Origin of the sequence: Agarivorans sp. 2_MG-2023, from assembly GCF_030548085.1 — a bacterium.
Lineage (GTDB): Bacteria > Pseudomonadota > Gammaproteobacteria > Enterobacterales > Celerinatantimonadaceae > Agarivorans.
Genome location: NZ_JAUORQ010000001.1, coordinates 465,990 through 487,183, shown reverse-complemented (window position 1 = coordinate 487,183; position 21,194 = coordinate 465,990). Strand labels below are relative to the sequence as shown.

Here is a 21,194-nt window from a genome sequence, read left to right as displayed (position 1 = left end):
TTAAGCCTCTTCTTCTATCATCGATGGCTCAAACTCTTGGCCCTTTAGCACCTGTTGTAAAGCGTTGCGCTGCGATGAAAGGTAAAAACCTAAGTTTTCTGCTTGTTGCTCGTTAAGTTTTGGCTCTGCGTGCTTAATCAACAATGTAAGTTGATCGGCAACATCTAACATTTTGTCGTAGTTATCGGCTTCTTTCTTTGAGCTAAAAGTCATTTTCTCTACACCGTTCCGTTCGACGACATATTTAATAATTACAGCCACCGCTGCCTCCGTTTACTGTTTTTATATACAGGATAGTATGCATCATTCATTTTTAAACTACTAGTGACAAATTTTTACAGCATAGTTGGCTCGACTTGGCTAATATGTAGATTATGAAATCTTCTGAGTTATCAAAGCTATCCATTTGCCCAAGTTGTGATCTTTTAGTGGATACGCACGCCCATTGCAGAGCCGGTAAAGTTCTTATTTGCCCACGCTGTAAGCATACCTTAGCGCGAGGTAACAGAGCCCGATTTTCTAGCCAATTTGCACTCGCCCTTACCTGCTTAATTATGGTGTCTCTTGCAAATACTTACCCTTTATTAAGCTTTACATTCTTGGGAATACCCAGCTCAGCTAACATTCTTCGTGGCACAGTATTGCTGTTGGAGCACGGCTATTACCTAGTAGGTTTTGCTGTCGTTATCGCCAGTTTCATTGCACCAATACTGCTTTTTAGCCTTATTTGTTACACATCGTTGTCGTTAAGCAAGGGCTGGAAAGCGCCAGGTCTTGCCACTGCGTTGCATTTTCAAGATGATTTGATTCACTGGAGCATGATAGAGGTTTATATCGTCAGCTTTTTAGTCGCCCTAGTGAAACTGGTTGAATATGCAGATATTGATTTAGGTTATGGCCTCTGGTGTATATGTATTACGCTATTGTTGTCTACTCGTTTGATTCAACGGATAGAACCAGCAGAATACTGGGAGCGCTATGTACACATCCGCTAAGCAAATGGGTTTAAAGCTCTGTAGACACTGCAAACTTTCTATGTCCGAAGAGCAAACTCATTGCCAACGCTGTCATATGCGAGTGCATACCAGAACCCCAAACAGCCTGCAAAAGTGTTGGGCATTTGTTATTGCCGCTACAGTAGGCCTTTTCCCCGCTAATCTAATGCCTATTACCGTGCTAAGTACCCGCGGAGCGCCTCAATACGAAACAATAATGTCTGGTGTAATTAGTTTAATAAAAGACGACATGGTAGGCATTGCCATCGTCGTTTTTGTAGCCAGTATTGTTGTTCCAGTTATGAAACTTGTTGGCTTAATCGTGATTATGCTCAGCTTGCAATTCAAGATGAATTTAGATAATCGACAACGTATTGTTATTTATAGGATAATTGACATTATCGGCAAATGGTCGATGCTTGATCTGTTTGTACTGTCAATTATGATAGCGGTTTTTGAACGTAACAACTTAGTCGGAGTAGAAGCCGGGCCCGGTGCTACAGCATTTGGTGCAGTTGTTTTGTTAACATTATTTGCTGCTAAGTCATTCGACACAAGAATTATATGGGATAAACAACTTGAACAACGCTAGTGCTCCAGAGATTAAAAAAGAACGCGTAATCTCCCCTATTTGGTTGCTGCCTATTTTAGCGATAGTGCTAGGAGCATGGCTGCTATTTAAAGCGTGGTCAGAAGCCGGCGTAAAAATTGATATTGTGTTCGAAAGTGCCAAAGGTATTACTGCTGGGCAAACACAGTTGTTCTATCAGGGCTTAGATATCGGCGTAGTTAAGTCAGTCGCATTAGCCCCTAAGTTGGAAGGGGTAATAGTAAAAGCTGAAGTTAAAAGAGAAGCCGAACAGCTTTTAAAAGCTGACAGCCAATTTTGGTTAGTGACACCGAAGGCCTCAATTACTGAAATTAGTGGTTTAGATGCCTTAGTATCTGGTAACTATATAGAACTAAACCCTGGCACAGGGAAATATGACGACAGTTTTGTTGCCCTCTCAGAGCCACCAAACATCATTAGAGGCAAAGGTCTGAACGTGCGACTAAACGCTGACGATTTAGGCTCTCTAAATATAGGCTCCGCGATTTACTTTAAAAAGATTAAAGTTGGTGAGGTTCAACGTTACCAACTTACAGACGAACACAAAGTAGAATTTGATATTCAAATAAGGCCTCAGTTCGCTCATTTAGTGAAAATAGATACGCGCTTCTGGAATGTGAGTGGCTTTGAGGCAGATATTTCCCTAGACGGAATGCAGATAAGCAGCGAGAGCTTAGCCAGTGTTATTTCTGGTGGTGTGAGTTTTGACAGCCCTCTTCAATCTGCCATTGCCACAAAAGGGCAAAGCTTTACCCTCTACGATAACCTAAAGGATTCTCACCGCGGCAAGCCGATTCAAATTAGTATGCAACAGCAAAATGGATTGGTGGCAGGTAGGAGTAAACTAGTTTATCGAGGCGCTAACATTGGTTTTGTTAGCGAAATTATAAACAACGGCAGTCATGACCAGTTTACTGCTAAAGCCTTGGTTGAGCCCAAATACGAAGATTTGTTTAATAGTTCTACTCAACTTGTTCTTATCAAACCCGAAATTGGCTTAAATGGCGTTAAAAATATAGGGGCCTTAGTCGGTGCTAAGCAGATAGAAGTTATTGCCGACCAAGGAGAGCTTGCTACACAATTTGAGCTATCTTTAGCCCCTAAGCCACCACAGGGCAGTAAAACCTTCACGCTGACTACTGATAACGTTAAAGGTGTGAGCTCAGGTAGCCCTATTGTCTACAATGGACTAACCATAGGTAAAGTTCTTGCGCTGACGCTAAAAAAACGAAGTTTTGAGTTATCGACATATATCGCACCAGAATTCGCAAGCCTACTCACCATTAATTCTCGTTTCTATAACCAAAGTCCGTTAGCGATAGAAGCTGACTTGAATGGCATCACTGTAGAAAGCAGTGGTTTAAGCGGGTTTATACAGTCACCTATTATTTTATTACCTGGGCAGTCCAAAAAGACTAGTACCAGTAAAACATTCCGATTACACCACAACAAACAAGCCGCTTTGCTTTCTAAAGAAAAAGCACTAGCACCGCTCAAACTTACGGTAAACACTGACTATTTGGGTTCTTTAGCTGAAGGGGCACCAGTACTATATCGACGTGTACCGGTGGGTAAAGTAGATTCTTATCAGCTACTTAAAGATGGGAAAATAGAAGTTGAGCTAGAAATCTACGGTAATTACCGTTACCTAGTCACTGATAACACGCGTTTTTGGCATGCCTCTGGCTTAGAAATTAAAGCCAGTTTAGAGGGATTATCGGTAAACAGTGAGTCATTAAAATCACTCGTGTTAGGCGGTATAAGCTTTGACCAATTCGACGAATTGGCTAAAGAAACCCAGCGCACTATTTATAAATCAAAACAATTGGCAACTAAACGGCACTTAAATATCGCCCTATCTACTCAAGATAGCCACGGCATATACAACAACATGCCAATTAAATACCAAGGCCAGCAGATTGGTAAAATCACCCAACTGAGATTTAGTGAAGACTTAAGCACATTAACGGCAAGTGCTGAGCTAGATTTCCCTTATTACCGCAACTTCGCACGCAGTGGCAGCTTGTATTGGCAAGAAAGTGCATCGATTAGCTTATCTGAAGTGAAAAATTTGGATACTTTGGTCAAAGGCGATTTTATTAACGCATTGCCTGGTAAAGGGAAACCGCTTCAAACATTTAAGCTGTTAAAAGAGGTGCCTAATACCGACAAGGGTTCACTACATGTGTGGTTAAGCTCAAGCCATTTTGGCTCTCTCAAAATAGGCAGCCCGGTATTATATAAACAGTATAAAGTGGGCACTGTTGATAAAGCGAAATTAGAACTGGATGGCTCAAAAATTCTAGCGCGACTCAATATTGACTCAAATTATCGCCATTTAGTTAGGGCTAATAGTGTGTTTTGGAATGCTTCGGGAGTGGATGTAAAATTGGGATTAGGCGGGGCAGATATTCGTCTTGATTCAATGGAAACCCTGTTAACTGGGGGTATTGCCTTCGCGACTCCAGAAACAACGCCCTTGGCCGAATTAGCAAATGATAACGATAAATATCAATTACAGTCCACATACGACGAAAAATGGCTACAATGGAGCCCTTCTATTCAACCTTAGACCTATTCGTTTTGACTAAACCAATTAACTTCCCAGCAAAATTCATAGAGCGCATTGAGAAAGACCTTCCCAGCGACCTGAGTTTGGCTAGCTTTAAAGCGATTTTCCAGCAACCAATGCGCAAAAGTATTAGGGTTAATACCTTAAAAACCGATGTGCAGCAGTTTACTCAGTTAGCTAAGAATAATGGCTGGCAACTAGAACCCATCCCCTGGTGCGAAGAAGGCTTTTGGATTGAACGCGAAAACGAGAACGTCTCTTTAGGTAACACAGCTGAACATATGGCTGGACTGTTTTACATCCAAGAAGCTAGCTCCATGTTACCGGTAAGCGCCCTATTTCATTGCTTTGATGCTAACAACGATAGTCTGTTGTTAGACGCAGCCGCAGCACCTGGGTCCAAAACCACTCAAATGGCCGCTAAGCTTAAGGGGCAAGGCGCTATTGTCGCCAATGAGTTCTCCGCGAGTAGAGTAAAAGTCTTAAGCGCCAATTTACTTCGCTGTGGAGTAACAAATGCAGCTATCACCCACTTTAGTGCTGAAGTATTTGGCACTTGGATGACAGAGAAATTTGATGCCATTTTACTTGATGCGCCATGCTCTGGTGAAGGCACTTTAAGAAAAGACCCACAAGCTTTGGATAACTGGAGTGAACAGCATGTCGAGAGTATTGCCACATTGCAAAGTGAGCTATTGGCCAGTGCACTACATGCATTAAAACCAGGTGGAACGGTCATCTATTCAACCTGTACTCTTAACCAACAAGAAAACCAACAAGTGATTGATAAGGTTAATCTTCAATACCCGAATAGCTTTGAACCAATCAGTCTGAGCCAGCTTTTTCCTGATTGCCAAAAAGCGATAACCCCTGAAGGGTATTTGCACGTTTGGCCACAACGCTTTAACAGCGAGGGATTCTTTGTTGCTGCTTTACGTAAGTCAGACCAATCAATGCCTACTGAAGTGATTAAAAAGCGGATTAAGCCCTTTGCTTATAAAGCGGCAAGCGCTAAGCAGACAAGCGCTATACAACTGCACTTTTCACAATCGTTTGGCCTTACACTGCCAACTGATTATTCGGTATTTATCAAAGGCAGCGACTACTGGTTATTACCTAACAGCTTTTTGTTAGTTAAAGATGAAATGCGTTTTGAACGAGTAGGAGTGAAATTAGCCGAAGAGTTTAAACACGGCTTTAGAACAAGCCACGATGCAATAACAGCTCTAGGTGCAAACATCAGCAACAACCTCATTGAGTTAAATGGTCAACAAGCCCATGAGTTTTATCAAGGGAAAGATATTGCCTATCCAAACGCGAATAAAGGTGAAGTAGCACTAAGCTATCAAGGTCAGGTAATAGGATTAGGCAAGTGGATTAGAAACAAAATTAAAAACTCTTACCCACGTGAATTGGTTAAAGACAAGGGGCTGGCGTGAACTTGCAAATACAGTATTTGCAACTACACTTAGCAAACTATTAGCGCAAGGCTCTACACAGAGCCATTCCCCTACGCTCCGCTCAAGGACTAGAGTGGAGCCGTTTTTTTAAGGCTTAGCCAAGCTGAACAAATCGAAGAAGTTTTTCGTGGTTTGCTCTGCTACTTCTTCTAAGCTTACCCCTTTAATCTTAGCCAAACATTTCGCCACATCTAACGTATAAGCGGGTTGGTTTTCATCACCACGATGCGGAACCGGTGCTAGATAAGGACTGTCTGTTTCAACCAAGATTCGATCTAACGGTAACTGTTTGAAGGTATTTTGTAGCTCTTTCGCCGAATTAAAACTAATAATACCGGAAGCCGAAATGTAAAAGCCCATCTCTATCGCCGCTTGCGCCATCTCTAAGCTTTCGGTAAAACAATGCAATACCCCTTTACAGCGCTCTGCATTATGTTGTGTCAATAAGTTAAGCGTATCTTCTCGCGCGTCGCGAGTATGAATAATTAGGGGTTTTTGGTGTTTTACTGCCAGCTTAATGTGTTGAGTAAACACCTCATGCTGTAGCTCTTTGTGTTCTTTAGCGTAGAAATAATCTAAGCCAGTCTCACCCACTGCAACAACCTTAGGGTGGCTCAAATATGATTCCATCAGCTCCAAGTCAAAAGCTTGGTCTTGAACATAAAGAGGGTGCATGCCGCAAGATGCAAATACATTATCAAACTCCCCTACTTTGTCCATCATACTGGGAAACTTGTCTGGCGAAATAGCAACGGCAAGGCAATAATCTACCCCTACATTTTTTGCTTTTGCTAGGGCCTCAGCCACGTTTTGATGTTTGTCTTTATAATCAAGTCGGTCTAAATGACAATGTGAATCTACTAACACGTATTGTTAATCCTTAAATTCGGCAAACAACGGGTAGAGCTGTTGGCCCACGTTAAGTCCGGGAAATTGTTCTAATTGTTTATTTAACGATAACCAGTCTTGGTAAGCCCGCCCTAACGTGCTTGTTAAACTAGAATTTAGTGCAAGTTGTGGAAAAACTGCTGGCGAGTCTAAACCTTTGGCAATGCTAAAACTTAAGGCCAAACTTTGACCTAGCCAAAGTAACTTATTGCTATCTTTTTGAATCAGCTCGGCCAATTTATTAGGTTTTGCTTCAACCATTTGTTTGAACTGCAATAAAAACTGTTCTAGTTCGGTGTAGGATTGGTCTCGATAAAACTCAGCAATAGTTAGTGGGGAACCGTTACAAAATCGGTATATTAACGCGAAGTTATCGTCTAACCTTACTTTCTGTTTACTTAACCAGTGCTTCACCAAGTCTTGTTCAGGGGTTGTGATGGTTAACAACTGACAGCGACTAAGAATGGTTGGCATCGCTTTGAACGGTAGATGATTAACTAGAATAAAACGAGTATCTGCAACCGGTTCTTCTAAGGTTTTTAACAAGGCGTTATTGGATGCCATATTCAGCAAAGCAATATCTTGTATGATCGCGACTTTATTTTTACCAATACTACTGGTTTTATTAGCCCACAGGCTTAGCGCACGAATATCATCAACTTTAGGTTTGTCTTGATTAAGTAAAAATAAACTTCCATGAGCGCCAGCATCAACCAATTTACAACTGTGGCATTGATTGCAGGCTTGGTGTTGTTGTTCGGAGCAGAGAATTGTTTTGGCCACAAACTGGGCTAACTGCAACTTACCTAGGCCCTTTTCTCCCCGTAGTAGTAAACTTTGCGGGAAAGTATCTGCGCTTAATTGGGCTGATAACTGCTTCCAGGCTTTTCCTAACCACGGCAAACTCATCGTAATTCTCGCTTATAAACCGGCTAGATAATCTTTAAGATGCTGAGAGATGTCGCTAGCGACTTGCTCAATATTTTGGCTAGCATCTATTTTAACGATATTGGGTTTGCTCTCCGTCTGCTCTAGATATACCGCTCGACTACGCTCAAAAAAGCTTAAGGCTTGTTGTTCAATTCTATCTAGTTCACCGCGGTGGCGAGCTCGACTTAAACCAAGGCTTGGTTCTATGTCTAAATAAAGAGTGAGATCGGGTTCAAAATCGCCAATGGCGATCTGCTTGATGGCAGCAAGTTTTTCAACACCCAATTGGCGGCCACCGCCTTGGTAGGCTTGTGAGCTGAGATCGTGTCGATCTCCAATAACCCACTTACCACTTGCTAAAGCAGGTTTAATGCGTGTTTCAACTAATTGTGCTCGAGCAGCATACATTAATAATAACTCTGTGCTATCACAAACTTGTTCTTCGCCGACGCCCTGCTTCACGATATCTCGTAATGCTTCAGCTATTGGCGTGCCGCCAGGCTCCCGAGTATTAATAAATGGAATTTTTCGTTCGCTTAATAATGCCTGAATAGCGGCAACCGCAGTACTTTTACCTGCGCCTTCTAGCCCTTCTATTACAATAAATTTACCAATAGTCATGTTGTTACTTCTTTAATATGTATTTTCTAACCGCTCGGTTGTGTTCTGCAAGATTCTTAGAGAAGTAATGCTCACCGCCACCTTTGGCTACAAAATAGTAATAGTTCGATTTTTCAGGATTAAGGGCGGCAATAATAGCATCTTCGCTAGCCATCGCGATTGGCGTTGGAGGTAAAGCGCGAATCACGTAAGTATTGTAGGCCGTGGCTTCTCGCAAGTCTTTACGCCGTATATTGCCATCATAACGCTCGCCCATTCCGTAAATAACCGTAGGATCAGTTTGCAAACGCATACCTTTGTTTAAGCGATTAACAAACACCGACGCAATGCGCGGCCGCTCAAACTTGGCTCCCGTTTCTTTTTCAATAATTGAGGCCAAAATCAAGGCTTCGTATGGTGATTTAAGCGGCACTTTTTTATTACGTTTGTCCCACTGCTCTGCAATTACTTTTTCTTGCGCTACAAAAGAACGTTTAATAATGTTTTCTGCAGGAGTGCCATGAACAAAGAAATAGGTTTCTGGCAGCAATAAACCTTCTAATTTGGTAAATTCACTACCAAGCCAAGTTAACAGCTCTTGTTCAGTTTTGCTGCTCGCTTTAATACCTTTGGTTTGGTTGAGCTTTTGCCAAAATTGAGTATACGTTTCGCCTTCAATCAAGCTTACTTTTAACTGCACAACTTTACCGCTTGCTAATATGTCGGTAAGCTGTGCATAGCTAAGTTCAGGCGGTAGTTGGTAATGACCAGTTTTAATTTGGCTATGCTGAGGGTGAAGTTTAAACCACACTCTTAGCCACCAATTATCTTGCTCTGCATCTAGAAATACGTTTTGAGCAACACGATAAAAATTATCGCCAGAGCTCACTTCAATTTGTTCTAATTGAGTGTCTCGTGCTTCCTGCCACTGAGTATTCAGATAGTCATCAAACCATGTGTAAGCCGCAAAGCCTGCTAGAGAAAAAAGTAGAACAATAACAACTAATTTACGAAACATGATTCACCAAATCTTGAAACCATCGACAAACGGGAAACTGATTAAACTTACGTTCATCAAACTGTTTAACTGGAGCAAACTGGATAATTGAGTTACTCATAAAAATTTCATCTGCACCTAACAAATCGGATAATGAAAAAGTACCGAGCTTAAGTTGATAAGGCGAATGCTGAATACTATTCAGAAGAAACTGACGTTGCACACCTGCAACACCAGCCCCGCCAAGATCACTCGTATAAATGTGATTTCCCTTTACCCAGAACAAGTTAGAAGCCACCCCCTCAACAACGTGATCATTTATATCTAAGCAAACCAAATCATCAAGGCCACGTTCGTCAGCTTCAATCTTTAGCATAACTTGCTCTAAACGATTTAGAGTTTTAACCGAGGAATAAAGGCCACCATAAGACAAGCGCTGAGTAGCAGAGCCTACTCTGAGTCCATTTTTTTGCAGACCAATATAGGCCTTGGGATAATCAGCAGTGTTAATAAAAATGGTTGGCGTAGCCACTTTAGGAGGGGCGTACCCTCGGCCACCTTGGCCACGACTAACAACTATTTTAGCCACGCAGATTTGACGGCCAGAGACTTTTAGCTTTACCTGTTCAAGTAGGCTCTCTAAGTCTATTTCTGGAAACTTTAAGACTCGCTGAGCATTTAACAAACGCTGCTGGTGATAGTCCCATAGTTCTACTTCACCCTTCCTCACCAGCATTGTCGTGAAGAATCCATCGCCATAATTAAATCCGCGATCAAGCACAGATAACTCAGAGCCCTGCAAAAGCGATATCCCTAAACATAAAAAAGCCCGATGATAACATCAGGCTTTGAATAGCTATAGCATAGAAAAAAGATTATGCGTCAATTTTCTTAAATACTAACGAACCATTGGTGCCGCCAAAACCAAACGAGTTAGATAAGGCGTAATCAATTTTTGCGTTTCGAGCGCTGCCAACAACATAATCTAAGTCACAACCTTCACTTGGGTTTTCCAAGTTAATGGTAGGCGGCGCGATTTGGTCACGAATAGCGAGTACTGAAATAATCGCTTCAACAGCGCCCGCAGCACCCAATAGATGTCCGGTCATCGATTTAGTTGAGCTAACCAATACATCTTTAGCATGATCACCAAAAACATTTTTCACCGCTTGAGTTTCAGCAACGTCACCAGCAGGTGTCGACGTACCGTGCGCATTGATATAATCAATCACAGAAGCATCAATGCCGGCGTCTTTAATGGCTGCAGCCATAGAACGCGCTGCACCATCACCGTCGGCTGGAGGTGAAGTCATATGATATGCATCGCCACTCATGCCAAAGCCAACAAGCTCTGCGTAGATTTTAGCACCACGTGCTTTAGCGGCTTCGTATTCCTCAAGCACTACTACACCAGCACCGTCGCCTAGTACAAAACCATCACGGTCTTTATCCCACGGACGACTTGCTTTTGTTGGGTCGTCGTTGCGAGTAGATAAGGCTTTAGCAGCACCAAAGCCGCCCATGCCTAAATGGGTAGACGCTTTTTCTGCACCACCGGCTAACATCACTTCAGCGTCGCCATAAGCGATCATGCGCGCCGCTAAGCCAATAGCGTGGGCACCTGTAGTACATGCGGTAGTAACAGCGATATTAGGGCCCTTTAGGCCTTTCATTATCGATAAATGTCCTGACACCATGTTGATAATGGTTGAAGGAACAAAAAACGGACTAATTTTACGTGGTCCATTCTTTAAATAATTTTCATGATTTTGTTCAATTAAACCTAGGCCACCAATGCCAGAGCCAATTGAAACCCCAATGCCGTGAGCATTTGAATCAGTTACTTCAATACCTGCGTCGTCAAAGGCCATAAGCCCTGCTGCAATACCGTATTGAATAAACGCGTCCATTTTACGGGCGTCTTTTTTAGTCATGAACTCTTCAACATTGAAGTCTTTCACTAAACCGGCAAAGCGGGTTGGGAATGCTTCTACATCAAAGTGTTCGATTGGGCCAATACCACTTTGACCAGCCTTAATAGCTTGCCAAGTTAATTCAGCGGTATTACCTACTGGTGATAAAGCACCAATACCAGTAACAACGACTCTACGCTTAGTCACTGAAATGCCTCCAGGGGGGATTTACTTATCTTAGGGGGATTCAAAACGGGCGACTGACGTCGCCCACTTTTTTACTAATCTTGATTATTTAGAACGTAATCAATTGCAGCTTGTACAGTAGTGATTTTTTCAGCTTCTTCATCAGGAATTTCAGTATCGAATTCTTCCTCTAAAGCCATAACCAATTCTACTGTATCTAAAGAATCAGCGCCTAGGTCATCTACGAAAGAAGCTTCGTTTTTAACTTCGTCTTCGCTTACACCAAGTTGCTCGATGATGATTTTTTTAACACGTTCTTCAATTGCACTCATGACAATATTTTTCCTTAGTAAATACGCTTCTGCGTTGTTGCGATAGTGTATTCAAACCGAATTACTTTGCAAGCCTAACCGTAGTGGTCTAACCACGTTTTTCGTAGTTATTTTTGTAAAAAACTTGCGATCTATCAATTTTTTGCACATTTTTTAAGCCACTGCTTAAACCATGTACATTCCACCATTAACGTGAATAGTTTCACCTGTTATATAAGCAGCATCTTCGCTGGCTAAAAAGGCAACCGTTTTGGCGATTTCTTGAGCATCACCTAAACGTGCCATAGGCACTTGCGACAAGATAGCACCACGTTGATTATCGTCAAGTGCTCGAGTCATATCTGTTTCAATAAATCCTGGGGCAATCGCATTTACTGTGATTCCGCGAGAAGCCACTTCACGTGCTAAAGAACGCGTAAAACCAAGTACTCCAGCTTTTGCTGCAGCGTAATTCGCTTGGCCTGCATTGCCCATGGTGCCGACGACTGAGCCAATACTGATAATTCGGCCGTTTCGCTTTTTCATCATTGAGCGAAGTACCGCTTTACTCAAACGGAAAATAGACGTTAGGTTAGTATTAATAATATCTTCCCACTCGTCATCTTTCATGCGCATCAACAAGTTATCGCGAGTAATACCAGCATTGTTTACTAGGATATCGATATCCCCGTATTGAGCTTTGATAGCCGCAAACAACTGTTGAATCGAATCGCTAGAGGTTACGTCCAACGCTAAACCAGTGCCGTTTTCACCTAGGTAACCAGCAATTGCTTGAGCACCCTTTTCAGATGTAGCTGTACCAATAACTGTAGCGCCTTTTGCTACTAACGTTTCTGCAGTCGCACGACCAATGCCGCGACTTGCGCCAGTGACTAGTGCAACTTTACCTTGTAAGGTCATTAATAAATCCTCGTTACTTGTTATCTAAAGCTGATTTAATTGACGTTAAATCGTTAATTGCCGCAGCTGCCATAGGTTTATGAATACGTTTTACTAAGCCACTAAGTACTTTTCCTGGGCCACATTCATAAACTGAGTCAATGCCTTTGGCTGCCATTGCTTCTACCGTCTCTGTCCAGCGTACTGGACTATATAGTTGCTTAATTAACGCTAATTTAATTGCTTTAGCGTCTTTCTCAATCGCAACGTCTACGTTATTAATCACGTCAAACTGAGGTGTAGAGAACGTAACGCCTTCAATATAGCCAGCTAACTCATCTGCTGCCGGTTGCATTAATGCACAGTGAGATGGAACGCTAACAGGCAAAGGAAGTGCACGTTTTGCGCCAGCTTCTTTACACAACACATTAGCGCGCTCTACGGCTTCTTTGTGACCAGCAATAACAACCTGACCAGGTGAGTTAAAGTTAACTGCTGTTACAACTTGGTCTTCAGCCGCTTTTTCACAAGCGTCAATAATCTCTTGGTTACCTAAACCGATAATTGCAGACATAGCGCCGATACCTGCTGGTACAGCTTGTTGCATCAGTTGTCCGCGATATTCAACCAGTTTTAGCGCGTCAGCAAAATCAAGCACGCCTGCACACGTTAAGGCAGAGTACTCACCTAGGCTATGCCCTGCTAATATAGCGGGTTGTTGACCACCCTTTTCATTCCACAAACGCCATAGCGCTACAGAGGCAGCTAATAATGCAGGTTGAGTGCGGCTCGTATCGTTTAAATCTTCTGCAGGGCCATTGGCAATAAGTCCTGCCAAGTCGTAACCTAATACGTCTGAAGCCTGTTTAAAAGTGTCGGCAACTACTGCATATTCTCCGGCTAATTCAGCTAGCATACCTACGCTTTGTGAACCTTGACCGGGAAAAACAAATGCTAATTTACTCATCATCTATCCTAATAATTAAAATCTGACTAGGGCACTGCCCCACGCAAAACCACCACCAAAAGCTTCTAGTAATACTAACTGGCCACGTTGAATGCGTCCGTCACTCACTGCTTCGTCTAAAGCAATAGGAACAGATGCGGCTGAAGTATTACCATGTCGATCTAAAGTCAGTACCACTTTTTCAAGCGGCATGGCTAGCTTTTTGGCTGTAGCTTTAATAATTCTGAAGTTTGCTTGGTGAGGAACCAACCAATCTAATTCTGTTTTCTCAATATTGTTAGCGGCTAAGGTTTCGGTCACAATTTCGCTTAAACGAGTAACCGCCACTTTGAATACTTCATTGCCGCTCATGCTCATGTAAGACTCCATTTCAGTGCCAGACATACCACGCTGAGGATGAGGGAGTTTTAATAGATCACCATATCGACCATCGGCGTGGATATGGGTAGATAAAATACCAGGCTCTTCACTCGCACCTAACAATACACAACCGGCACCGTCGCCAAACAAAATAATGGTAGAGCGATCTTCAGGATCACACATCTGCGATAGCCTATCGGCCCCAATCACTAGCGCAGTTTTAACTAAACCACTTTTAATGTATTGGTCGGCAACACTTAAGGCGTAGGTGAAACCTGCACACGCGGCTGCTATATCAAAGGCTGGCACGCCAGGTAGCTCTAACTTAGCTTGTACTTCACACGCGGCTGCGGGAAAAGCATTTTCGCTAGAAGTAGTCGCAAGAATAATTAAGCCAATGTCGTTTTTATCTATACCCGCTCGTTCTATTGCTAACTCAGCAGCGTATGCGCCCATGTCCGCGACCGTTTCGTCACTAGCAGCGATACGACGTTCTTTAATGCCGGTTCGATCAGTGATCCATTGGTCACTGGTTTCTACCATTTGCTCAAGATCTGAGTTAGTTCTTACATTACTTGGCAGATAACTACCTGTAGATAATATTTTTGAGTACATAAATGACTTAATGCTTATCCATTAATAAAGATTCTAGTTTGTCGGTAATACGGCTTGGCACTTGTTGCTGTATTTCGGCAACCGCTTGGTGAATAGCTTGCAAAAATGCCGTTTCATCGGCATGACCATGGCTCTTGATGACAATTCCGCGCAATCCTAACAGACTAGCGCCATTATACTGGTCGGGGTTCAATTGTTTTAGCTGTGTTTTTAAGCTTGGTAAAAACAAAGTCAATATAAAACGAGCAAACCAGTTTACGTCAAACTGCTTCTTTAATTTAGCCAATATTAGCTGAGAAACACCTTCGGCGGTTTTTAGTGCGATATTGCCTACAAATCCATCACAAACTATTACGTCAGCTTTGCCGCTAAATATTTGATTACCCTCAACAAAGCCAATGTAATTAATTGCGTTAGAGTTTTCAAGAAGTTGCGCAGTCTGTTTTACGACATCATTACCTTTGATTTGTTCCTCACCAATGTTGAGTAAGGCTACACGAGGGTGCTTTAAGCCCCACACGCTTTCGGCTAATGATGCCCCCATAACCGCAAACTGCATCAACACTTCAGAGTCACAACTTGAATTAGCACCGAGATCGAGCAGTAAACTACCCCGTCCATTTTGTTCTGGCAAATGGCTAATTAGCGCTGGACGCTCGATACCTGGCAGCAGTTTTAATACAACTTTTGCCATGGCCATAAGCGCGCCTGTATTACCCGCGCTTACGCAAGCGTCGGCTTGATTCTGGTGCACCAAATCTAAGGCTAAACGCATTGAAGACTGACGGCGAGAACGTAAAGCAGTTAGTGGTTTATCGTTAGCAGTAACAACTTGAGTAGTGTGAATAAATTCTAAACGGGGATGTTGAGCGAGTTTATGCTCAATCAATAGGGAATTAATAAAATGCTTGTCACCGATTAAGGTAACATTTAGATGAGGGTAATAGTTAAGTGCCTGCGCAACGGCAGGCACTGTAACATGGGGGCCAACATCGCCCCCCATTGCATCAACTGCAATTGTAAGTTTTTGCAAAATGCAAAAATTTACTTGTTAATTACCTTGTTACCGCGGTAGTAACCGTCAGCAGTAACATGGTGACGGCGGTGAAGCTCGCCTGAAGTTGCGTCAGTTGTTAATGCAACATTGTTTTCAATTGCGTCATGTGAACGACGCATGCCACGTCTTGAACGTGTAACTTTACTTTTCTGAACAGCCATTGACCCAGTCTCCTAGTCTTTCTTTTTTAAACTTTGTAACACTGCAAACGGATTCGGTTTAGATTCTTCCTCTACAATGTCGATTTTTCCAAATACTTGTTCGTCTTGCTTTACTAAACAGTCTTCTAAAGAATGCTTAGGTATAATTGGTAACGCCAGTAACAGCTCGTCCTCAATTAAATCAGCGACTAAAAAGTAGTTGTCTTCATCTAATTGCAGTGGTTCGTAATCTTCAGGTAACTCTTCCACTTGCGATTCATCGCAGACTGGCGAGTAGGTAAACTCAACATCAATAGCATAGCTAAAAGCTTCACCACAACGTTGGCATTCCAACTCCACCTCAGTTAACGCTTTGCCTTGAACGACAACCAACCCTTGCGGGTCAGTTCCAAAGCGTAACCAGACGTCTACATCACTATTCACTTTCAAGGTTGCATCGCTAAGACGAGGCAATCGTTTGATTTCAAGTGAACCTTGATAATCTAACTTTCGCTTGGCCGTCTTAAACGGGTCAATCTCTACTGGTAATTTCACTTTTTGCATAAGGCGCGCATATTATAGTTACACTCAGTGATAGTCAAAACAATTTCTGCTTTTTTCATGCCTTTAAGCGTCGCTATCACTATAGTTTGCGTTTAAAATCACCAGACTGCTCATTTTGGTTAAAAAACGATGAAAAATCGCCTAGTTTTGGCTTCAAGCTCACCTTTTAGAAAACAACTGCTACAAAAAATTATTTCTGAGTTTAACACTTTCAATCCAGATATAGACGAAACACCTCAACCAAATGAAACTGCTAGGCAATTAGTATTGCGTTTAGCAGAGCATAAAGCACTCGCCGGAAAACAAACTTTCCCAGAGCACCTTATTATAGGATCCGATCAAGTATGTTGTATTAACGGCAATATTGTAGGTAAGCCTGGCAACCACAAAAGTGCGGTAGATCAACTAAGCCAAGCCAGCAACCAAGTTATTACCTTTTATACGGGCTTAGCGCTATATAACAGTACTACCCAGCAGATGAATAGTTTAGTGGATACTTTTGACGTTGGTTTTCGAGAGCTTAGTCCGGAACTCATAGAGCGCTACCTAAAAGCTGAGCAACCTTATAATTGCGCAGGAAGCTTTAAAAGCGAAGGTTCTGGCATTGTACTGTTTAAACATTTAAGAGGTGATGATCCAAATAGTTTAGTCGGACTACCGCTAATAAAGCTTTGTGCTTTATTAGAGCAACAAGGCGTAAAGCTGCTTGATTAAGAGATTAGGAGGAAATTCCTCCTTAATCTGTTAACTACTATAAAGGCGTTAGTTTATCTAAATAGCTTTTTAAGCTTGACTCTAAAGGTGCGGTTAAGTGCATCTCTTTTTCTGTAGCAGGATGAGTAAAGCGTATTTGCCATGCATGTAAGAACAAACGATGTAAACCTTGAGATGCGGCCTCACTGAGCAACTCTCTACTCGTGTATTTATCATCACCAGCTATGCTATGCCCTTCATATTGGCTGTGAACCCGGATTTGGTGGGTTCGGCCGGTTACGGGGCTAGCTTTCATTAGAGTCATATCAGCAAAGCGACGCTCTATTCGGTAACGTGTTAGCGAAGCTTTACCTTCTTGGTGATCAACGATCACTATTCGTTCACCAGACGCCACCGCGTTCTTACGTAAAGGCGCATCTACCGTTTTTGTAGATTTAGGCCATTGCCCGTGAACTAAGGTGAGGTAATCTTTCTGCACCACCTTCTCTCTAAGTTGCCTATGCATTTCACGTAACGCGCTGCGTTTTTTAGCCACCACCAACAAACCCGAGGTATCTCGGTCAATCCGATGCACTAATTCTAAGTAACGGCAATCTTGGCGTAGTGAGCGTAATGCTTCGATAACCCCAAAGCTGAGGCCACTGCCGCCATGAACGGCCATGCCCGAGGGTTTGTTAATAACCAACAAACAATCATCTTCATATACAATGTGCTGCTCTAACTGCACCACCTGATTCAGTTTATTAGAAGGCAACCCTGTTTCTTCGGCAACACGAATCGGTGGGATGCGCACAATGTCACTACCCACTACCTTGTATTCGGGTTTAACCCTCTTTTTGTTAACCCTAACCTCCCCTTTGCGTAAAATGCGATAAATACGACTTTTAGGTACCCCTTTCAGCCGTTTTAATAGGAAGTTATCTATTCTTTGTCCAGCCTCGTCGTCACTAACCGTGACCATCTGAACTGCTTTATTTTCGGTATTCATAGCAAAAATTGTAACATGCTCATAAATAATTTGATGGAAAAATATAGCTTTGCTATATTTGTAAGGCTTAAAGTGCCCGTTTTTAAAGGTTTTCCTTATTTGGCACCAACTTTAGAGCGTACTATTTTGTATATTTTGACGCTCTTGATAGTAAGAATTTTCATAGCAACCTGATAGGCAATCACAATTATTTGCCTTAAATCAAAGCTATATAGAATATATTGTTAAGTTCGGCAAGCTCAGCTTGCGGGACTCATTATTTATAGAAGCGCCAAAATGCGCCCTAAGGACTAGAGTAGCTAACCGAGAGGTTACCTGAACACTCTGACATCAAACACAGGGTCTGGCCATTTAAGGCAGGTTAATTGCTGTCCATGAGGTTGTTTTAATCAAACAAACCCCAAGGCAACATAAATGAAAAGAATGTTAATAAATGCGATGCAGCTTGAAGAGATGCGCGTTGCATTGGTCGATGGCCAAAGGCTATACGATCTAGACATAGAAAGTCCTGGTCACGAACAGAAAAAAGCTAACATTTACAAAGGTAAAATCACCCGCGTAGAACCAAGTTTAGAAGCTGCATTCGTAGACTACGGCGCAGAGCGTCACGGTTTCCTTCCGATGAAAGAAATCGCACGTGAATACTTCCCAGAAGGCTACGTCTATCAAGGACGCCCAAGCATTAAAGAAGTAGTAAAAGAAGGCCAAGAAGTTATCGTTCAGATCGACAAAGAAGAACGAGGCAACAAAGGCGCGGCTTTAACTACCTTTATCAGTTTAGCTGGAAGCTACTTAGTATTGATGCCAAACAACCCTCGTGCAGGCGGAATTTCTCGTCGTATCGAAGGTGACGAGCGCACCCAACTAAAAGAAGCAATGAACGGCCTAGAATTACCAAATGGTATGGGTCTTATTGTTCGTACAGCAGGCGTTGGTAAATCAGCTGAAGAATTACAGTGGGATCTAAAAGTATTGCTTAATCACTGGGGTGCTATTACTGACGCTTCTGATTCTAAGCAAGCTCCTTTTCTAATACACCAAGAGAGCAACGTTATTGTACGTGCTATTCGCGATTACTTACGTCGTGATGTTGGTGAGATCTTGATAGATAATAAAACTATCTTCGACCAAGCTAAAAAACACATCGAGTTGGTACGCCCTGACTTTGTAAGCCGCGTAAAGCGCTACGAAGGTGAAGTGCCAATGTTCAATCATTACCAGATTGAATCGCAAATTGAATCAGCCTTCCAACGTGAAGTACGTTTACCATCTGGCGGGTCAATTGTTATTGATCCAACAGAAGCGCTAACGTCAATCGATATCAACTCCGCCCGAGCAACCAAAGGCGGCGATATTGAAGAAACAGCACTACAAACTAACTTAGAAGCTTCAGATGAAATTGCACGCCAGTTGCGTTTACGTGACTTGGGCGGTTTGGTTGTTATCGATTTCATCGATATGACGCCAGTTAAAAACCAACGAGAAGTAGAAAATCGTTTCCGTGAAGCCGTTCGTCAAGACAGAGCGCGTGTTCAAGTGGGTCGTATTTCTCGTTTCGGTTTATTAGAGATGTCCCGCCAACGTTTACGCCCTTCTTTAGGTGAGTCAAGCACTCATATTTGTCCACGTTGTGATGGTCAAGGGACAATTCGCGATAACGAATCTTTAGCACTTTCTATCTTACGTTTGTTCGAAGAAGAAGCACTTAAAGAAAACACCTCGGAAGTTCATGCTCAAGTACCGGTTCCTGTTGCTGCATACTTGCTTAACGAAAAACGAGTAGCAATTAACAAACTAGAAAAACGTCATAACGTACGTTTAGTGATTATTCCTAATCAACATATGGAAACACCTCACTACGATGTTACACGTGTTCGTAGCGGCGAAGAAACACAAGAGACAAGCTATCAGCTAACCACTGAAAACCCATCTCCTGTTTATCAGCCGAATCAAGTAGCAAAAGAGAAAATCGAAGCTGAGCAACCAGTATTACAAGGTTTTAGTGCCCCGGCGGCTCCTGCAGCTCCTGCGAAATCTAATAAACCAGTTAAAACTGCCGCAGCAGCCTCTCCTTCTTTGTTAGCACGCATTGTTGCTTTCTTTAGTGCCATGTTTGCTACCGAGGAAAAGCCTGCTCCTAAGCAGAACACTCGAAGCAAAAACAATAATAACCGTGACAAGCGCAACAATCGTCGTAACAACCAACGCAACGACAAGCGTACTAGCAAAAATTCGGAGCGACAAGAGCGCCCTGAACGTAAAGATCGCAACGAACGTAACGAGCGCGGTGAGCGAAGCGAAGGCGCTAAAACCCGTCGTCGTAAGGACCAGCGCAATAAGCCTGCGCGCGACAAGGTTGAAAAGACCGAGACGGTAAAAGAAAATAAGCCTGCTCAAAAAGAGCAAGCACCTAAAGAACAGCAAATTAAAGAACGCAGAGAACGTCGAAACTTACGTAAGAAAGTTCGTGTTAATGCGGAGAAGACTGCTGAGCAACCTAAAGTGCAAGAGCCAGTATTGGTAGAACAATCAGTACCTGAAAAAGTCGAGCCAAAAACAGTTGCACCTGAGGCCCCCGTAGCCTCAACTGAGAACAACGATGCACCGAAGCCAAAACGTCGTCGTCGTTCTTCAAGCAGCGCCGGACGCAAACGTTTTAATGATTTGCCTAAAGCTGAAACTGGCACCCAGACGAATGAAGATGCGGTAGATTCTCGTTACCCAGCTACAGATTCGACGCAAGCGCCTGTAGAAGCGGTTAAAGCCGAAGCACCTGTTGAAACAGTAAAAGCTGAAGCACCGGTAGAAGCAGTTAAAACCGAAGTGCCTGTTGAAACAGTGAAAGCTGAAGCACCGGTAGAAGCAGTTAAAACCGAAGCACCGGTAGAAGCAGTTAAAACCGAAACACCGGTTGAAGCCGTTAAAACCGAAGCACCGGTAGAAACAGTTAAAACCGAAGCACCGGTAGAAACAGTTAAAACCGAAGCACTGGTAGAAACAGTTAAAACCGAAGTACCGGTAGAAACAGTGAAAGCTGAAGCACCTGTTGAAACAGTGAAAGCTGAAGCACCTGTTGAAACAGTGAAAGCTGAGGCACCTGTTGAAACAGTGAAAGCTGAGGCACCTGTTGAAACAGTGAAAGCTGAAGTACCGGTTGAAGCAGTTAAAGCTGAGGTAAAACCTAAGCGTAGTAATCGCGGTAAGCTTAAACCAAGCAAGGTTGAAGGCAAAGGTAATGCGTCTGCGGTAATGGCTAAGCCAGCACCAGTAAGTGCTCCAGCAATAAGCACTGATGAAGTTAAAAAACCATACGTGCGTAAGCCTGTTACAGTGGGCACACGCAGAGCACAAAATAGTAGCTCTAGCACTTCAGCTCAAAGCCCTATGAGCCCTATGAGCCCTTCAGGCGAATAGGTAAATAAGACAC

At 42.8% G+C, this 21,194-nt stretch carries 21 protein-coding genes; 6 read left to right on the top strand and 15 right to left on the bottom strand.

Features of this window, described 5'->3' with window-relative positions; all coding sequences use genetic code 11:
• A complete protein-coding gene (locus tag Q4549_RS02105) occupies positions 1 to 261 on the bottom strand; it encodes a YebG family protein (protein ID WP_137673284.1) in 261 nt (86 codons plus the stop codon).
• Positions 262 to 428: 167 nt separating this feature from the next.
• Here Q4549_RS02105 and Q4549_RS02100 point away from each other — a divergent pair, with 167 nt between their 5' ends.
• Genes Q4549_RS02100 through rsmF form a run of 4 tightly spaced genes read left to right on the top strand, consistent with a single transcriptional unit; the run spans position 429 to position 5,616 of the window.
• Positions 429 to 995, top strand: coding sequence for a paraquat-inducible protein A (locus tag Q4549_RS02100; protein WP_161985141.1), 567 nt, complete (start codon positions 429 to 431; stop codon positions 993 to 995).
• 40 nt (positions 996 to 1,035) lie between these two features.
• Positions 1,036 to 1,587 carry a paraquat-inducible protein A gene (locus Q4549_RS02095; protein WP_303552821.1) on the top strand — a complete coding sequence of 184 codons (552 nt, stop codon included), beginning with the start codon at positions 1,036 to 1,038 and terminating at the stop codon, positions 1,585 to 1,587.
• On the top strand, positions 1,574 to 4,177 hold the full coding sequence (locus Q4549_RS02090; RefSeq protein ID WP_303552822.1) for a PqiB family protein: 2,604 nt from the start codon (positions 1,574 to 1,576) through the stop codon (positions 4,175 to 4,177). The genes Q4549_RS02095 and Q4549_RS02090 overlap by 14 nt, the downstream gene beginning before the upstream one ends.
• A complete protein-coding gene (gene rsmF / locus Q4549_RS02085; protein WP_303552823.1) occupies positions 4,144 to 5,616 on the top strand; it encodes a 16S rRNA (cytosine(1407)-C(5))-methyltransferase RsmF in 1,473 nt (490 codons plus the stop codon). The genes Q4549_RS02090 and rsmF overlap by 34 nt, the downstream gene beginning before the upstream one ends.
• 108 nt (positions 5,617 to 5,724) lie before the next feature.
• Here rsmF and Q4549_RS02080 read toward each other — a convergent pair whose 3' ends face one another.
• The 13 genes from Q4549_RS02080 to yceD all read right to left on the bottom strand — a co-directional run bounded on the left by Q4549_RS02080 (position 5,725) and on the right by yceD (position 16,065).
• Positions 5,725 to 6,504 carry a TatD family hydrolase gene (locus Q4549_RS02080; protein ID WP_303552824.1) on the bottom strand — a complete coding sequence of 260 codons (780 nt, stop codon included), beginning with the start codon at positions 6,502 to 6,504 and terminating at the stop codon, positions 5,725 to 5,727.
• A 6-nt stretch (positions 6,505 to 6,510) separates the two neighbouring features.
• Positions 6,511 to 7,434, bottom strand: a complete 924-nt coding sequence (locus tag Q4549_RS02075) for a hypothetical protein (protein ID WP_303552825.1) — start codon at positions 7,432 to 7,434, stop codon at positions 6,511 to 6,513.
• A 12-nt stretch (positions 7,435 to 7,446) separates the two neighbouring features.
• Positions 7,447 to 8,076, bottom strand: coding sequence for a dTMP kinase (gene tmk / locus Q4549_RS02070; protein WP_303552826.1), 630 nt, complete (start codon positions 8,074 to 8,076; stop codon positions 7,447 to 7,449).
• A gap of 4 nt (positions 8,077 to 8,080) precedes the next feature.
• The gene (gene mltG, locus Q4549_RS02065; protein WP_137673292.1) at positions 8,081 to 9,073 is read right to left on the bottom strand and encodes an endolytic transglycosylase MltG; all 993 of its coding nucleotides are present in this window, start codon (positions 9,071 to 9,073) and stop codon (positions 8,081 to 8,083) included.
• The gene (gene pabC / locus Q4549_RS02060) at positions 9,063 to 9,854 is read right to left on the bottom strand and encodes an aminodeoxychorismate lyase (RefSeq protein WP_303552827.1); all 792 of its coding nucleotides are present in this window, start codon (positions 9,852 to 9,854) and stop codon (positions 9,063 to 9,065) included. Before pabC ends, mltG begins: the two co-directional genes overlap by 11 nt.
• Positions 9,855 to 9,927: 73 nt before the next feature.
• On the bottom strand, positions 9,928 to 11,172 hold the full coding sequence (gene fabF / locus Q4549_RS02055; protein WP_137673294.1) for a beta-ketoacyl-ACP synthase II: 1,245 nt from the start codon (positions 11,170 to 11,172) through the stop codon (positions 9,928 to 9,930).
• Positions 11,173 to 11,246: 74 nt separating this feature from the next.
• Positions 11,247 to 11,483: an acyl carrier protein gene (acpP, locus tag Q4549_RS02050; protein ID WP_016403339.1), complete on the bottom strand. Its 237-nt coding sequence runs from the start codon at positions 11,481 to 11,483 to the stop codon at positions 11,247 to 11,249.
• 165 nt (positions 11,484 to 11,648) lie between these two features.
• Positions 11,649 to 12,383, bottom strand: a complete 735-nt coding sequence (gene fabG, locus Q4549_RS02045) for a 3-oxoacyl-ACP reductase FabG (protein WP_303552828.1) — start codon at positions 12,381 to 12,383, stop codon at positions 11,649 to 11,651.
• A gap of 13 nt (positions 12,384 to 12,396) precedes the next feature.
• Positions 12,397 to 13,329: an ACP S-malonyltransferase gene (fabD, locus tag Q4549_RS02040; RefSeq protein WP_303508821.1), complete on the bottom strand. Its 933-nt coding sequence runs from the start codon at positions 13,327 to 13,329 to the stop codon at positions 12,397 to 12,399.
• Between the two features lie 15 nt (positions 13,330 to 13,344).
• Entirely contained in the window at positions 13,345 to 14,304 is a 960-nt protein-coding gene (locus tag Q4549_RS02035) for a beta-ketoacyl-ACP synthase III (RefSeq protein ID WP_303508819.1), read from the bottom strand.
• A gap of 7 nt (positions 14,305 to 14,311) precedes the next feature.
• Positions 14,312 to 15,337, bottom strand: a complete 1,026-nt coding sequence (gene plsX / locus Q4549_RS02030) for a phosphate acyltransferase PlsX (RefSeq protein WP_137673297.1) — start codon at positions 15,335 to 15,337, stop codon at positions 14,312 to 14,314.
• 11 nt (positions 15,338 to 15,348) lie between these two features.
• Positions 15,349 to 15,522: a 50S ribosomal protein L32 gene (gene rpmF / locus Q4549_RS02025; protein WP_016403344.1), complete on the bottom strand. Its 174-nt coding sequence runs from the start codon at positions 15,520 to 15,522 to the stop codon at positions 15,349 to 15,351.
• 12 nt (positions 15,523 to 15,534) lie between these two features.
• Positions 15,535 to 16,065 carry a 23S rRNA accumulation protein YceD gene (gene yceD / locus Q4549_RS02020; RefSeq protein WP_137673298.1) on the bottom strand — a complete coding sequence of 177 codons (531 nt, stop codon included), beginning with the start codon at positions 16,063 to 16,065 and terminating at the stop codon, positions 15,535 to 15,537.
• Positions 16,066 to 16,194: 129 nt separating this feature from the next.
• Here yceD and Q4549_RS02015 point away from each other — a divergent pair, with 129 nt between their 5' ends.
• Complete coding sequence (locus Q4549_RS02015) at positions 16,195 to 16,779, top strand: nucleoside triphosphate pyrophosphatase (protein ID WP_303552829.1); 585 nt, start codon at positions 16,195 to 16,197, stop codon at positions 16,777 to 16,779.
• A gap of 37 nt (positions 16,780 to 16,816) precedes the next feature.
• Here the strand turns inward: Q4549_RS02015 and rluC are convergent, their stop codons facing one another.
• Positions 16,817 to 17,767, bottom strand: coding sequence for a 23S rRNA pseudouridine(955/2504/2580) synthase RluC (gene rluC / locus Q4549_RS02010; RefSeq protein ID WP_303552830.1), 951 nt, complete (start codon positions 17,765 to 17,767; stop codon positions 16,817 to 16,819).
• A gap of 414 nt (positions 17,768 to 18,181) precedes the next feature.
• On the opposite strand from rluC, the gene rne reads away from it, so the two are divergent.
• Positions 18,182 to 21,181 carry a ribonuclease E gene (rne, locus tag Q4549_RS02005; RefSeq protein WP_303552831.1) on the top strand — a complete coding sequence of 1,000 codons (3,000 nt, stop codon included), beginning with the start codon at positions 18,182 to 18,184 and terminating at the stop codon, positions 21,179 to 21,181.
• Positions 21,182 to 21,194 lie beyond the last annotated feature (13 nt).